14 protein-coding genes are annotated in these 14,142 nt (G+C 69.2%); 6 read left to right on the plus strand and 8 right to left on the minus strand.

Annotated elements, in window-relative coordinates:
- Window positions 1-66: 66 nt before the first annotated feature.
- The gene (locus HPA01S_RS15225) at window positions 67-1,107 is read right to left on the minus strand and encodes an SMP-30/gluconolactonase/LRE family protein (protein ID WP_066271616.1); all 1,041 of its coding nucleotides are present in this window, start codon (window positions 1,105-1,107) and stop codon (window positions 67-69) included.
- A 119-nt stretch (window positions 1,108-1,226) separates the two neighbouring features.
- On the opposite strand from HPA01S_RS15225, the gene HPA01S_RS15230 reads away from it, so the two are divergent.
- The gene (locus tag HPA01S_RS15230) at window positions 1,227-3,380 is read left to right on the plus strand and encodes an acetoacetate--CoA ligase (RefSeq protein ID WP_066271617.1); all 2,154 of its coding nucleotides are present in this window, start codon (window positions 1,227-1,229) and stop codon (window positions 3,378-3,380) included.
- A gap of 25 nt (window positions 3,381-3,405) precedes the next feature.
- Here HPA01S_RS15230 and HPA01S_RS15235 read toward each other — a convergent pair whose 3' ends face one another.
- Window positions 3,406-4,050: an NAD(P)-dependent oxidoreductase gene (locus HPA01S_RS15235; RefSeq protein WP_066271618.1), complete on the minus strand. Its 645-nt coding sequence runs from the start codon at window positions 4,048-4,050 to the stop codon at window positions 3,406-3,408.
- A 102-nt stretch (window positions 4,051-4,152) separates the two neighbouring features.
- Here HPA01S_RS15235 and HPA01S_RS15240 point away from each other — a divergent pair, with 102 nt between their 5' ends.
- A complete protein-coding gene (locus HPA01S_RS15240) occupies window positions 4,153-5,058 on the plus strand; it encodes a LysR family transcriptional regulator (RefSeq protein ID WP_066271619.1) in 906 nt (301 codons plus the stop codon).
- A gap of 50 nt (window positions 5,059-5,108) precedes the next feature.
- Here the strand turns inward: HPA01S_RS15240 and HPA01S_RS15245 are convergent, their stop codons facing one another.
- Complete coding sequence (locus HPA01S_RS15245) at window positions 5,109-6,020, minus strand: DMT family transporter (protein ID WP_066271620.1); 912 nt, start codon at window positions 6,018-6,020, stop codon at window positions 5,109-5,111.
- Window positions 6,021-6,075: 55 nt separating this feature from the next.
- Entirely contained in the window at window positions 6,076-6,597 is a 522-nt protein-coding gene (locus HPA01S_RS15250; protein ID WP_066271621.1) for a flavin reductase family protein, read from the minus strand.
- Between the two features lie 192 nt (window positions 6,598-6,789).
- Between HPA01S_RS15250 and HPA01S_RS15255 the strand changes: the two genes are divergently transcribed.
- Window positions 6,790-7,599 (plus strand): alpha/beta fold hydrolase, encoded by an 810-nt coding sequence (locus HPA01S_RS15255; protein ID WP_066271622.1) that lies wholly within the window; start codon window positions 6,790-6,792, stop codon window positions 7,597-7,599.
- Between the two features lie 56 nt (window positions 7,600-7,655).
- Entirely contained in the window at window positions 7,656-8,528 is an 873-nt protein-coding gene (locus HPA01S_RS15260) for a M14 family zinc carboxypeptidase (RefSeq protein ID WP_157085048.1), read from the plus strand.
- A gap of 9 nt (window positions 8,529-8,537) precedes the next feature.
- Here the strand turns inward: HPA01S_RS15260 and HPA01S_RS15265 are convergent, their stop codons facing one another.
- Window positions 8,538-9,902 carry a D-amino acid dehydrogenase gene (locus HPA01S_RS15265; RefSeq protein WP_066271623.1) on the minus strand — a complete coding sequence of 455 codons (1,365 nt, stop codon included), beginning with the start codon at window positions 9,900-9,902 and terminating at the stop codon, window positions 8,538-8,540.
- Window positions 9,903-10,053: 151 nt separating this feature from the next.
- On the opposite strand from HPA01S_RS15265, the gene HPA01S_RS15270 reads away from it, so the two are divergent.
- Complete coding sequence (locus HPA01S_RS15270) at window positions 10,054-10,971, plus strand: LysR family transcriptional regulator ArgP (RefSeq protein ID WP_066271624.1); 918 nt, start codon at window positions 10,054-10,056, stop codon at window positions 10,969-10,971.
- A gap of 96 nt (window positions 10,972-11,067) precedes the next feature.
- On the plus strand, window positions 11,068-11,721 hold the full coding sequence (locus HPA01S_RS15275) for a TetR/AcrR family transcriptional regulator (protein WP_245638669.1): 654 nt from the start codon (window positions 11,068-11,070) through the stop codon (window positions 11,719-11,721).
- Window positions 11,722-11,790: 69 nt separating this feature from the next.
- Here HPA01S_RS15275 and HPA01S_RS15280 read toward each other — a convergent pair whose 3' ends face one another.
- From HPA01S_RS15280 to HPA01S_RS15290, 3 genes are all read right to left on the minus strand, one after another.
- A complete protein-coding gene (locus tag HPA01S_RS15280; protein WP_066271625.1) occupies window positions 11,791-12,213 on the minus strand; it encodes a universal stress protein in 423 nt (140 codons plus the stop codon).
- A gap of 70 nt (window positions 12,214-12,283) precedes the next feature.
- A complete protein-coding gene (locus HPA01S_RS15285; RefSeq protein WP_066271662.1) occupies window positions 12,284-13,093 on the minus strand; it encodes a metallophosphoesterase in 810 nt (269 codons plus the stop codon).
- A 23-nt stretch (window positions 13,094-13,116) separates the two neighbouring features.
- Window positions 13,117-14,106: a LysR family transcriptional regulator gene (locus tag HPA01S_RS15290; RefSeq protein ID WP_066271626.1), complete on the minus strand. Its 990-nt coding sequence runs from the start codon at window positions 14,104-14,106 to the stop codon at window positions 13,117-13,119.
- Window positions 14,107-14,142 lie beyond the last annotated feature (36 nt).

Here is a 14,142-nt window from a genome sequence, read left to right on the forward strand (position 1 = left end):
TTGAACATCCGTACAAAATTGTTGTACACCCGTACAAACCCTTTGTGGGGGGCGGGCCGGCAGGCCTTACCAGTGCACCATCGGCAAGCCGGCCACGGGCGAGGTGAAGTAGGGGATGGTGGTGCCCATCAGGCTGCCGATGTAGACGGTGCGCAGGTCCGGCCCGCCGAAGGTGACGCTGGCCATCCACGGTGCCAGCGTGCCGCGTGCGCGCAGCATGTCCTCGGCGGTGAGCGTGCCGTCGTTCATGTGCGCCAGCAGCACCTTGTTGGCCTCGGGGTTGCCGTCGTCGAGCAGCACGCGTTTGTCGCCCTGCGGCGTGAGCGCGATCACCTGGTCGGTCATCACCAGCGTGCACCACAGGTTGCCGAAACTGTCGAAGGCGATGCCATCGGGAAAAACGCCCAGGTGCGACGGCCCGTACACCTCGCGCCCGCTCAGGGCCACGCCCTGCGCCGACTCCTCCACGCGCATGCGGCTGATGTGCGGGCCGGTGGTCTCCACGATGTAGAGCCATTCCTCGCGCGCGTCGAAGCGGATCTCGTTGGTGAAGTGGAAGCCGTCGGCCACCACGCGCAGGCCGCGCTCGTCCACCACGGCGATGTAGCCATCGCGCACGCGGCTGCTGGCCGCCGCCGTCCAGGGGTTCACGCGCGTGGACACGGTGAGCCAGATGCGGTTCTTCGAATCGCGCAGCACGAAGTTCACCTTGCCGATCGGCTGGCCGTCGATGCTGTCGTGCAGCGTGCGCGTCTGGCCGTCGCGCGTCATCAGCTCCAGCCGGTCGGTGCCGAAGTTGGAGATCAGCACATCGCCATTGGCCGCGAACGCGAGGCCGTTGGGCAGCGTGCCCTGCGTGTACTTCGCCTCCATGTCGCCGGTGGAGGCGTGCGCCGCGCTGGCAAAACGTTCGTCGGCGCGCTGGCCGATGAAGCGCTGCGAACCGTCGGCCGCGATGCGCGTGACACCGCCGCGCGCGTCGGCGGCCCAGAGCGTGCCGTCGCGCTCGGCGAGGATGCATTCGGGGCGCTGCAGGTCGTGGCCGATGGTGCGGATCGCTGCGCGGTCCACCGTGAAACCGTCCAGCGGATTGGTCGTCGAAGGCATGCGTGCTCCGGTGGGCCGCGGACCGCGGCGATGCAGCGCATTGAACGACCCGTGGCGCTTCTTGTACAACCGTACAAACCCTAGGCGTGTCAGGCCGGCCCCGGGTCTAAGCTTGCTGCATGACCGCTCCCTACGTGCCCCAGATCCGTCTCTACCAGCAGTGGCTTGCCGAGCAACGCGGCCTGCAGTTCGACAACTACGACGCGATGTGGCGCTGGTCGGTCACCGACCTCGACGGCTTCTGGCAAAGCATCTGGGACTACTTCGACCTGCAGTCGCCCACGCCGCACACGGCGGTGCTGGCGAAGAACGTGATGCCCGGCGCGCCCTGGTTTCCCGGTGCGCGCATGAACTACGCGCAGCAGGTGCTGCGCCATGTGCAGCCGGCGCACGAAGCCGGTTTTTCCGCCATCGTCAGCCGCAACGAGAAGGGCCGGCACGTTGAACTGAGCTGGCCCGAGCTGCGCCGCCAGGTGGCCTCGCTCGCGCAGCATTTGCAGGCGCAGGGTGTGCAACCGGGCGACCGCGTGGCCGCCTACCTGCCGAACATTCCCGAAGCGATGGTGGCCTTTCTGGCCACCGTGTCTCTGGGTGCGGTGTGGAGCATCTGCGCGCCCGACATGGGCACCAACGCCGTGCTCGACCGCTTCCGCCAGATTGACCCGGTGGTGCTCATCGCCTGCGACGGCGTCACCTACGGCGGGCGCGACCACGACCGCCTGGCCGTGGTGGCCGAGCTGCGCGCCGCGCTGCCCACGGTGCGGCACGTGGTGCTGCACACCAACCTGGCCGAGACCGAAGACGCCCAGGCCGCCGCGCTGCAGGCGCTGGCACCGTGCGCCAGCTTCGCCGCCGCCACCGCGCGCGACGACACGGCCACCGCCGCCTTCGAGCCCGTGTGGCTGCCGTTCGACCACCCGCTGTGGATCGTGTATTCCAGCGGCACCACCGGCCTGCCCAAGCCCATCGTGCACGGCCACGGCGGCACCGTCATCGTGGGGATGGCGCTCAAGGTGCTGCACAACGACGTCGGCTGCAGCTACCAGCCCAACAGCTGGGGCGAGCGGTACCACTGGTACAGCTCCACCGGCTGGGTGATGTGGAACGCACAGACCAGCGGCCTGCTCAACGGCGTGACCTGCGTCATCTACGACGGCAACCCGGGCGGCACCAAGGACAAGCCGGACTGGACCACGCTCTGGCGCTTCGCCGCCGAACAGGGTGTGACCTTCTTCGGCGCCGGCGCCGCCTTCTTCGCCAACTGCCTCAAGGCCGGTGTGGACCTCGCCAACTGCGGCGACCTGTCGGCCGTGCGCGCGTTCGGCACCACTGGTTCACCGCTGTCCGAAGACGCGCAGCGCTGGGGCACGGAACAGTTCCGCCGCATCACGAAGAACGAGGGGCAAAGCGACGATCTGGCGCCGGGCCACTCCAAGCGGGATCCGGCCCCTCGGGGCGCAGCGGTGGAGCGTGGGGGCGACATCTGGTGGTGCAACATTTCCGGCGGAACGGACTTTGCCGGCGCCTTCATCGGCGGCAACCGCGAGCTGCCGCAGACCCCTGGCCGCATGCAGTGCCGCTTGCTCGGTTGCGCGGTCGAGTCGTGGAACGAGCAGGGCCAGCCCGTCATCGACGAAGTGGGCGAGCTGGTGTGCGCACAGCCGATTCCGTCCATGCCGCTGTACTTCGTGGGTGACGTCGACAACCAGCGCCTGCTCGGCAGTTACTTCGACACCTATCCCGCGGGGCAGGGGCGCAAGCCCGGCGGTGGTGATCTCCCGGCGGATGCCGGTGCGGTCTGGCGACACGGTGACTGGCTGCGCATCCACGCCGACGGCTCGTGCGTGATCTACGGCCGCTCAGACGCCACCATCAACCGCCACGGCCTGCGCATGGGCACCAGCGAGCTCTACAGCGCGGTGGAAGCCCTGCCCGAGGTGATGGACTCGATGGTGGTCGATCTCGAATACCTCGGGCGCGAGAGCTACATGCCGCTGTTCGTGGTGCTGCGCGAAGGCCTCACGCTGGACGCGGCGCTCAAGGCGCGCATCCACGACAGCATCAAGACCGCGCTGTCGCCGCGCTTCGTGCCCAACGAGGTGTTCCAGGTGGCCGAGATTCCGCGCACGCTCTCCGGCAAGAAGCAGGAGCTGCCGATCAAGAAACTGCTGCTCGGCCAGCCGCTGGAGAAGGTCATCAACCGCGAGGCGATGGCCAACCCCGGCTGCCTGGATTGGTACGTGCAGTTCGCGGCATCGCGCTCGGCCGCGTAGTGCGTCGTGCCCGCAGTTCGGTGGCTCAGTTCGCCACCGTGAAGCGCGCGCGAACGTGCTTCGGCTTCTCCACCTCGTCCACGATCGCCACCGCCAGGTCGGCCACCGAAATGCCGGCGGGTGCGTCGCCCTGGCCGGGCAGCAACTGGTCGCCACCGGTGCGGTACTGGCCGGTGCGTTCGCCCGGCGCGAGTGCGATGGGCGGCGACACGAAGCTCCATTCCAGTTCGGTCTCGCCCCGCAGGCGCGTGAGCAGATCGCGCGCGGCCAGCGCGCCCTGTTTCCAGTCGGCGGGGAATTCCGGCGTGTCCACCAGCTGCAGGCCGGGTGCCACTTCCAGGCTGCCGGCTCCGCCGACCGCCAGCACGCGCTTCACACCGGCCTGCCGCGCGCCGGCCAGGATGCCGTCGTAACCCAGGCCGAACAGGCGGTGGATGTCGGCCTCGCCCCAGCCGGGGTTGTAGGCGCTCACCACGGCCTCGTGGCCGGCCACGGCGCGGGCCACCTGGGCGGCGTCGGCCACATCGGCCTTCACCACCTGCAGCCCGGCCTGGGCAGCGAGCTTCTCGGGGTGGCGGGCGAGGGCGGTCACGGCGTGGCCGCGCGAGAGCAGTTCGGCGAGCACGGCGCTGCCGACAAAACCGGTGGCACCGATGAGGGCGATCTTCATGACAAGGCTCCTGAGGTCTGTTGAGGTGCATCCAGTGTCTTGCCTGCACAAAGAACGCGGTAGGCGGCAGAATTCGCTTTCTTTGTTTAGAAAATCTACAAGATGAGCGACGCCACCGCCTGGACCGACAAGCTCAAGCGCATGGCGCTGTTCGCGGAGATCGTGGACAGCGGCTCCATCAGCGCCGCCGCGCGCCGCGTGGGCAGCACGCCCTCGGCCGTGAGCCAGCAGCTGCGCCTGCTGGAAACGGCGCTCGGCCTGGTGCTGCTGCACCGCTCCACCCGCCGCATCACGCTCACCGAAGCCGGCGAGCGTTACTACCCCGCCTGCGCCGCCATGGTGGCCCAGGCCCGCAGTGCCGACCAGGCCCTGGAGCGCCTGCGCGACGAACCCGAGGGTGAACTGCGCCTGGCCGCGCCCATCGGTTTCGGCGAGCTGCTGTCCACCGCACTCGAACCGCTGCGCCGGCACCCGAAGCTGCGGCTGCACCTGCTGCTGGACGACACGCCCATCGACCTCATCGGCGAGCGCGTGGACCTCGCCTTGCGCGTGGGCCGCTTCACCGATTCGGCGCTGGTCGCGCGGCGCCTGGGCGAGCTTCAGCGCCAGCTTTGCGCCGCACCGCGTTACCTGGCCGAACGCGGCTGGCCGCGCCATCCGGGCGAACTGGCGGGCCACGACTGGCTGGGCCTGCCACCGCGCAGCGGCGCGGCGGACAGCCTGCACTTTCAGGATGCGCAGGGCGCGCGCGAAGAGGTGCGGATGGAGCCACGCCTGCTGGCCTCGCAGGTGACCGCGCTGCAGGCGATGGCGGTGGCGGGCTGGGGCCTCTACGTGGGCATGGCCGACGACGTGCGCCAGCCCATGGCCGAAGGCCGGCTCGCGCCCGTGTTGCCCGACTGGAAGCTGGAACCGGCGGCGGTGTTCGCCGTCACGCCGCGCCGCGATGAACAACCGGCCAAGGTGCGGCACGCGCTGCAGGCTTTGCAGCGGCATTTCAAAACATAGGGCGGGAACACCCCCTGCGCTGTTTCTTGCGGTGCGGGTACCGCGCCGGCTCAGCGCCTCGACACCAGCACGATGCCTGCAGCCACGCCCACCAGCGCCACCACCAGCTGCACCGTGAGCGGTTCGCTCAACAGCACCACGCCGAACATCAGCGCGAACACCGGCGTGAGGAAGGTGAAGGTCGACATCTGCGTGGCCGGGTAGTGCCGCAGCAGCCACATCCAGGTGAGGTAACTGGCGAACGCGCCCACCACCGTCTGCAGCAGCACCGAGCCCCAGGCCAGGGCGGAGTAGCCGAAGCCCCAGGGCTCGCCCAGCAGCAGCGAGAGCAGCGGCGCCACCAGCGAGGTGACACCGAGCTGGTAGAACAAGGTCTTCTCGGCGCTGGCGGAGGTCAGGCGGCTGCCGCGGATGGTCAGCGTGGTCAGGCCCCACAACACGCCGGCGGCCAGGCCCATCAGGTCACCGCGCCACTGGCCCACCACCGGCGAGCTGTGCACAAAACCCTCGCTGAAGGCGATGGCCACCGCCAGGAAGGCGAGCACCAGGCCGGCCCACTGGATCCGGCGCAGCCGTTCGCCGGGCACGATGCGTGGCAGCAGGATCGCCACCACGAACGGGCTGGTGTACAGAAACACCGTCAGGCGCGAGGCGCTGGTGTGCATCAGCCCGAGGTAGATGAAGCAGAACTCGCCGGCGAACAGCAGGCCCGCCAGCAAGCCGGCGCGCAGCGTGCCGTCGCGCTGGAACAGCGGCACACCGCGCGCGGCGCACCAGGTCCAGAGCAGGACGGTGGCGCCCCACATGCGCATGGCGGCCTGCCACAGCGGCGGGATCTCGGCCACCGCGACCTTGATCAGGATCTGCTGGAAACCCCAGAAGGCGCAGCACAGCACCAGCAGGGTGATGGCGAGCGAATCGAGGTGGGGCTTGCGTTGTGGTGTGGCGGCCGTTGAGCTCATGCGGGCGATTGTCTGCGCCCGCGGGTGTCCCGGCTGTCGCACGGGATTGCCGCGTTCACAAGGGGTGTTCGGCGTAGAAGCGGCCGCCGTGGAACAGCAGCGGCGAGGCCTGGGCACGGTGGCTGCAGCGCTCCACCTCGCCGACGAAGATCACGTGGTCGCCTTCAACGTACTGGCTGCGGTTGAAGCACTCGAAGCTGGCCACGGCGCCGTCGAGCAGCGGTGCGCCGCTCACGCCATCGGTGAAGGCCACGCCGGCCCAGCGGTCGGTGCCGCGTGCCGCGAACCGTTCGGCCAGGGCCTGCTGATCGGCCGCCAGCACGTTGATGGCGTAGTGGCGCCCGTTGGACAAGGGCACCATCGAGCCGGCGGCGCGCGCCAGGCTCCAGAGCACCAGCGGCGGCGACAGCGAGACCGAGTTGAAGGAGTTGGCCGTCAGCCCGATCAGCTCACCGGCTTCGGTGCGCGCGGTCACGATGGTCACCCCGGTGGCGAACATGCCCAGCGCGGCGCGGAACTCGGGCGCCGAAAAATCGGGGGTGCGCGCCTGGGCGCGCGTGGAGGGGGCTGAAGACATGTGAGCGTTCTGGCTGGACAGGCATGAATAATGGCACGGACGGCGCACCAACCCGGTACCGCCCGATCCACCATGAGGACCTTCCATGCCGCGACCGCGGAGCGCATCCCCCCTGAAAGACCTGCCCGGCCTGGCGTGCGCCCTCGTGGGCGGGGCCATTATCGGCCATCGCCCGCGCCGCAGGAGCGCGCCATGATCCCGCGTTTCACCACCCTGGGCAGCGGCCCCACGGTGCTGATGCTGCACGGCATCGGCGGGGGCCACCAGGCCTTTGCGCCGCAGGTGGAGACGCTGGCCTCGGCCGGTTACCGCGCGGTGGCCTGGGACATGCCGGGTTATGGCCACAGCGCGCCCATCGAGCCCTACACCTTCAAGGGCCTGGCGAAGAGCTGCATCCAGCTGATCGATGCCTTGCAGTGCGAGCATGTGGTGCTGGTCGGCCACAGCATGGGCGGCATGGTGGCGCAGGAGGTGGTGGCGCGCCAGCCCGAGCGCGTGAGCCGGCTGGTGCTCAGCGGCACCTCGTCCGCCTTCGGCAAACGCAGCGACGGCCGCAGCGCCGAGGCCTGGGCGCAGCGCTTCATTGCCCAGCGCACCGCGCCGCTGGACGCCGGCCAGAGCATGGAAGACCTGGCGCGCATGCTGGTGCCGCAGATGATCGGCCCGGGCTCGCTGCCCGAAGGCGTTCGCCTGGCCGAATACTGCATGGGCGGTGTGCCGGCCGCCACCTACCGCCGCGCGCTCGAATGCCTGGTGAGCTTCGACCGCCAGGCCGCGCTCAGCGGCATCGGTGTGCCCACGCTGCTGATCGGCGGCGAGTTCGACCGCGTGGCCACGCCGGAGACGATGCGCCAGATGGCCGAGGCCATTCCGCAGGCCCGTTACGCCGAGCTGCCCGGCATCGGGCATCTGGCGAACCTGGAGGCGCCCGACGAGTTCGATGCGTTGCTGATCGACTTCCTGCACGAACCGGCGCGCGACCCCGCGAGCCACGCGCACTGACGGCCGCGTCGAGAACACAGAGGCGTGTGCAGAAGGCGCGTGCCTAGAATGCGGCGATGCACTGCACCCACCGGCCCCGTTCCCTGGTCACGGCCCTGCTCCTGACGCTGCTGACCACCATGGCCACCAGCGCGCTGGCGGTGCAGCCGCTGCGGGGCCCGCCGCACCACCGCACCGTCGCCCCGTTCAACCCCTGCGCCGACTTTGTCGCGCGCCTGCCCAACCTGAAGCGCCCGCTGTGCGAGGCGGCCCAGCTCAAGGTCACGCCAGGCCGCTCGGTGCAGGGCCGGCGCATCTACGCCCGCGACGTGATCGCGCCCGACGCCAAGCTGCGCGTGCTGGTGGTGGGTGCGATCCACGGTGACGAACTGTCCTCGGCTTCGGTCGCGCTGCACTGGATCCAGCACGCGGTGCAGATGCCGGCCAATGCGCACTGGCGCTTCATTCCCGCGCTCAACCCCGACGGCCTGCTGAGGCGCCCGGCGCGCCGCGTCAACGCCAACGGTGTCGACCTCAACCGCAACTTCCCGACGCCGAACTGGCACCGCGACGCCAAGGTCTACTGGGAGCAGCGCACCCGCAAGGACCCGCGGCGCTGGCCCGGCAAAGAGCCGCTGTCCGAACCCGAGTCGCGTTTTCTGCACGAAGAGATGGCGCGCTTCGACCCGCACCTGATCGTCAGCATCCACGCGCCTTACGGCGTGCTCGACTTCGACGGCCCGGGTGTGCCACCACCGCAGCTCGGCCGCCTGTACCTCGACCAGGTCGGCATCTTCCCCGGCAGCCTGGGCCACTACGGCGGCGTGCACAAGGGCATGCCGGTGGTGACGGTGGAACTGCCGAGCGCCCTGCGCACCCCGCTGGACGCCGAGATGCGCCAGATGTGGATGGACCTGCAGCGCTGGATGGGCGAGCGCCTGCGCGGCTGAGCCGTTGGCTCAGGCGCCGCTGGGCGGCGTGGTGGTCTGCAGGCGCGTGCTGGCGGCCACCGGCGTGCTGGCCGGGCGCTGCCGGCCCTGGCCGAGGAAGCCGAAATCCATGGCCGGTTGTTCACCGTGCATCAGTTCGGCCAGCGCCTTGCCCGAACCGGCGCCATGGGTCCAGCCCAGCGTGCCGTGGCCGGCGTTGATCCACAGCTTGCGCAGCGGCGTGCGTCCGATCAGCGGGATGTTGGTCGGTGTCGCCGGGCGCAGGCCGCACCAGAACTGCGGGTCGCCACCTTGCTCGGGCGTGCGGGTGTCGGCCACGCCGGGGAACACCTGTTCGATGCGGCGCACCAGCATCTCGCAGCGCTTGCGTGCCAGCGGCGTGTCGAGCGAGAGATCAAAGCCGCCGAGTTCGATGGTGCCGGCCACACGCAGCTGGTTGCCCAGGCGCGAGACCGCGCACTTCATCTCGTCGTCCAGCATGCTCACGCTGGGCGCGCGTTCGGGGTGCAGCAGCGGCAGGGTGGCGCTGTAGCCCTTGCCCGGGTAGATCGGCACCGACACGCCGACCGACTTCATCAGCGGCGCGCTGTACGAGCCGCAGGCCACCACGAAAGCGTCACCACGCAGGCAGCGCGCCACGCCGTCGCTGCGGTCGCGCACGCGCACCTGGCGCACCTCGTCACCGTCGCGCTCGATCTGTTCGATGTCGTGGTTGAACAGCAGCTGCGCGCCGTGCCGGGCGCACAACGCAGCCAGCTGCTGCGTGAACATCCGCGCGTCGCCCGACTCGTCGCTGGGGGTGTAGGTGCCGCCCACGATGTGCTCGCCGAAAGCGCGCAGGGCCGGTTCGATGGCCAGCAACTCGTCGCGCGAGACCACGCGCCGCTGCACGCCGAAGCGTTGCATCAGCGCCGCCGCGTCGGCCGCGCCGTCGAAGGATTTCTGGTCGGTGTAGTAATGCGCGATGCCGCGTTCGAGCCGGTTGTATTCGATGCCGGTCTGGGCCACCACCTCCTTGAGCGCGGCGTGGCTGTAGGCGCCCAGCGCCACCAGTTGCGCCACGTTGCGCACGAAGGCCTTGTCGTTGCACTGCGCCAGGAACTGCAGGCCCCAGCGCCATTGCGCCCAGTCGAGCTGCGGGCGGAACAGCAGCGGCGACTCGTCGGAGAACATCCACTTCAGGGTCTTGAGCGGCGCGTCCTTGTTGGCCCAGGGCTCGCAGTAACTGACCGAGATCTGCGCCGCGTTGGCGAAGCTGGTTTCCAGTGCGGCGCCGGGCTGGCGATCCACCAGCGTGACCTGGTGGCCACGCTGCAGCAGGTGCCATGCCGTGCTGACTCCGATGATGCCCGCGCCCAGTACCGTGACCTGCATGATCCGCTCCGAAAAAGGGATGGTGAATGCGCCGCAGTATGGGAAAGATCGGGGCGTTGGTGAAGTGGGATTAAACTAAAATCCAAATCATCAGAATGACTTATGTGACGGTCATGCGCCGTTCACCATAACGAACGCTTCGGAGCTTCCCATGAGCACCTTTGACCCTGACGCCCTCGAATGCCTGGCCGCCATCATCGAAGAGGGCGGTTTCGAACGCGCCGCCCAGCGGCTCTCGATCACCCAGTCCGCCGTGTCGCAGCGCCTGCGCGCACTGGAGGCGCAAGTCGGCACGGTGCTGATCGTGCGCAGCCGCCCGCTCAAGCCCACCGCGGCCGGGCAGCTCATGCTCAAGCACGCCAAGATGATGCGGCTGCTGCGCGCCGACCTCGAGAAAGACCTGAAGGAACTGGCACCCAGCACCACCGGGCGCGGGCGCGAGGAAGAGCGCATCTCGGTGGCGATCAACGCCGACAGCATCGCCACCTGGGCCCTGCCCGCGCTCGACGCGCTGGCGCAGGGCGGATTGCCGATCGAAATCATCACCGACGACCAGGAGTTCACCCACGAGTGGCTGCGCGAAGGCCAGGTTCTGGGCTGCGTCACCTCACTCGGCCAGGCCCTGCGCGGCTGCAAGATGGAAGTGCTCGGCACCATGGACTACGTGGCCGTGGCGCGCGCCGAGTACGCCGCCGAACACCTGCCCAAAGGCCTGAGCGCACACAACTTCCACAAGCAGCCCTTCATCGCCTTCAACCGCAAGGACCACCTGCAACATGGCTTCGTCTCGCGCGCCTTCGGCTTGCCGCGCGTGATGCTCAAGCAACTGTTCGTGCCGTCCAGCGAAGGCCAGGTGCGCGCGGTGCAGGCCGGTTGGGGGGTGAGCGTGTTGCCCGAGCTGCAGGTGCGCGACCGGCTGGCCAGCGGCGAGCTGGTGAACCTGGCGCCGCGCCACCGGCTGGAGGTGGTGCTGCACTGGCACTGCTGGAACCTGAATTCGGACGTGCTCGATGCCCTGAGCACTGCGCTGCGCCGCGCCGCGGGCGAAAACCTGCGCGCCGTCGCCTGAAGGCGCGACCGGCGCAGCGCCGGGTGACTGCCCGGTCGCGAAACCGACCCGTCGGTTGAACTGAGGCAGAATGCCTGCACCGTCACGAGGTTCCCCATGGTCAGCGCCGCTTCCCCCGCCCCGTCCCCCAGCCCGCTCGCGCCCAAGCGCAGCTTCCGCGCCCAGATGCACCAGGCGCGGGAGGACGCGATCATCACCGTGGTGAACCGCCTGCTGGCCGAAAAGGGCTTCGAGGCCATGACCCTGGACGCGGTGGCGATCGAGGTCGGCATCGCCAAGGCCAGCCTCTACAAACACTTCTCCAGCAAGGAAGACCTGGCCGCGGCCGCGATGGTGCACGTGATGCAGCGCGCGCTGGCGTTTCTGGACACGCTGCAGGCGGCACCCGCCGGTGTGCGGCCGATCGACCAGCTCAAGGCCGTGGCGCGCTGGACCATGGAGGTGCAGCTGGCCGGCGAGATGCCGTCGCTGCCGAGCGAGAACTCCAGCCTGCGCGCGGCCCTGGCCAGCAACAAGGCCTATGTCGACGGCCTGATGGAGGTGAGCGAACGCCTGGGGGAATGGATCACCGCGGCCCAGGCCGACGGCAGCCTCAACAGCGCGCTGCCGCCGATTGCCGTGCTGTACACCTTGTACGCGCGCGCCTGCGACCCGGTGCTGGGTTTCCTGCGGGGCAGCGAGCAGTACGACAACGCGCAGATCATCGAGATGGTGCTGAGCACCTGTTTCGACGGCCTGCAGTCGCGCTGACGCGGCCCCCTTCGACCGACCATGAAAAAGGGCCGCTGGATGCGGCCCTTTTTCATGTGTGCAGTGCGTTCAACGCACCAGCAGCACCGGCACGCTGCAGTGCGCCAGCACCTGCGTGGCGACCGAGCCCATCACCAGGTTGCCCAGCGCGCTGTGGCCGTGCGAGCCCATCACCACCAGATCGAACTTGCCGCTTTCGGCGGCCTTGGAAATCTGTTCGCCCGGCGCACCCACCTTGTGGATCGTCTTGGCTTCGATGCCATTGCGCTTGAGCAGCTTGAGCACCGAGGTGGTGACCTTGGCGGACTCTTCTTCGTAGTACTCGTTGGCGGTGGCCGCGCCCACGGCCGCGCGTGCGCGTGCCGGCAGGGGAGGCTGCACGCTGATCAGCGAGAACGTATTGCCCGCGCCAAACAGGTTGTCGTGCGTGGCGATGTAAGCCAACATCTTCTTGGTGTATGCGCTGCCATCGACAGCCAGCAGGATCTTCATCGGGGCATCTCCTTGTGGTGGTTCCAGGGCGCAGTGTAGACCCTCGAACCCGCACGGCCTTTGCGCTGGCTCAAGTGCCGGTGCTGGTGCCCATGCCCGCATCGCGTGTCGGCACATCGATCAGCTGCTGCGGCATGAAACCATCCTGCTCGCCCTTGATGTCGTAGCCCAGGGGGTTGGCGACGATGCGGCAGCGGCCCACCTGCACATCGGTCGGGCAGTGCAGGTGGCCGTGCAGCCAGAGGTCGGCCTGCGGCAACCAGCTGTCCAGGGCATTGCAGAAGCCGGCCGTGCCGGGCGTGAGGCCATAACGCGGGTCGGCGCTGTGCAAGGTGGGTGCGAAATGGGTCACCACCACGGTGGTGCCGTCGAAGGGCTGGGCCAGTGCCGTGCGCAGCCACTGCTGGCACTCCAGCGCAAGCTCGCGCATGGCGGCGGCGTCGAACAGCTCGCCGTTGCGTTGGCCCGCCATCTTCACCAGGTAGTGGTTGGCGGCGCGGTAGGCCTTTTCACGGTCCCCCAGCGCGTCGTAGTCGCTCCACAGCGTGGTGCCCACGAAGCGCACGCCGTGGATGACGCGCGTCTCGCGTTCCAGCCAGATCATGCCCAGGCGCTCGCAGACCGCGCGCAGGCGCTGGTGCGCGTCGTCCACGTCGAGGGCGTCGTACTCGTGGTTGCCGGGCACGAACAGCACAGGCACCGGCCAGTTGGCAAAGCGGCCCAGGCCCCAGTCGGACTCGTCCATGGCGCTGCCGTCGCGGCGCAGCTGGTAGGAGCCGACGTCGCCGGCCAGCACCAGCAGGTCGGCACCCGGGGCTGGCTCCGGGACAAAGTCGGGGTTGGCTTCGAGGTGCAGGTCACTGAGCAGCTGGAGTTTCATGCGCCCATTGTCGGCCAGTGTGGTCACGGGGTTTTTCTGGCGGCGCGCTTCGGCTTTGCCGCAGGTTCGCTGCTGCGGGCTGCGCGCGCCACCGTGTCGCGCAACCAGTGGTGGGCGGTGTTCTGCGTCGCCTGTCGGTGCCAGAGGGCGTCCACATGCACGGCCGCGACCTGCAGCGGCAACTCGCAGAGCGCCAGTTCGTGCTCCATGCCGGTGGCGCCGACGAAGTGGCGCGGCAGCACGGTCAGCAGGTCGGTGGTGGCGACCACGCGCCCGGCGGTGAAGAACTGGTTGACGGTCAGCACCACGCGGCGCTGCCGCGACACCGCGGTGAGCGCCTCGTCCACGAAGCCGAAAGGCCGGCCGGAGAAGCTCACCAGCAGGTGGCGCGCGGCGCAATAGTCGTCCAGGCTCAGGGGCTTGCCGGCCAGCGGGTGGCCGCGCCGCATCACCACCACGTACTCGCCGTCGTACAGGCGCTGGTGGTGGAAGTGCGGGTTGTTCTCCTGCAGGTGCAGCGCGCCCAGCTCGGCCAGCACACCGGGGAAGTGGCCGATCGCCAGGTCGACCGTGCCCGATTCCAGCAACCCGCGCGGGTCGCGGGTGGTCAGCGGCAGCACGCGCAGGTTGACGCCCGGGGCCTCGCTTTCCAGCAGGTCCATCAGCGCCGGGATGAGTTTGGCGGCGGTGGCGTCGGCCATGGCGAGCACGAAGGCGTTGCGTGCGCTCAGCGGGTCGAACGTGCCCGGTGCCAGCGACTCACGCAGCATGTGCAGCGCGTCGCGCACCGTGGGCCACAGGGCCAGGGCCGCGGCGGTCGGCTCCACGCCGTAGCCGGCGCGCCGCACCAGTTCGTCGCCCAGCACCTCGCGCAGGCGGCGCAGCGCGTTGCTGACGGCGGGCTGCGTCATGGCGAGGTTGCTGGCCGCGCGGGTCAGGTTGCGCTCGGTCATGACTTCGTCGAACACCCGCAGCAGGTTCAGGTCAAGGGTGCGGAAGTTGAGCTGATTCATTACCCGGCTGAATATAAACAATCACAAAGATAAATT

The organism is Hydrogenophaga palleronii NBRC 102513, assembly GCF_001571225.1.
Taxonomy (GTDB): domain Bacteria; phylum Pseudomonadota; class Gammaproteobacteria; order Burkholderiales; family Burkholderiaceae_C; genus Hydrogenophaga; species Hydrogenophaga palleronii.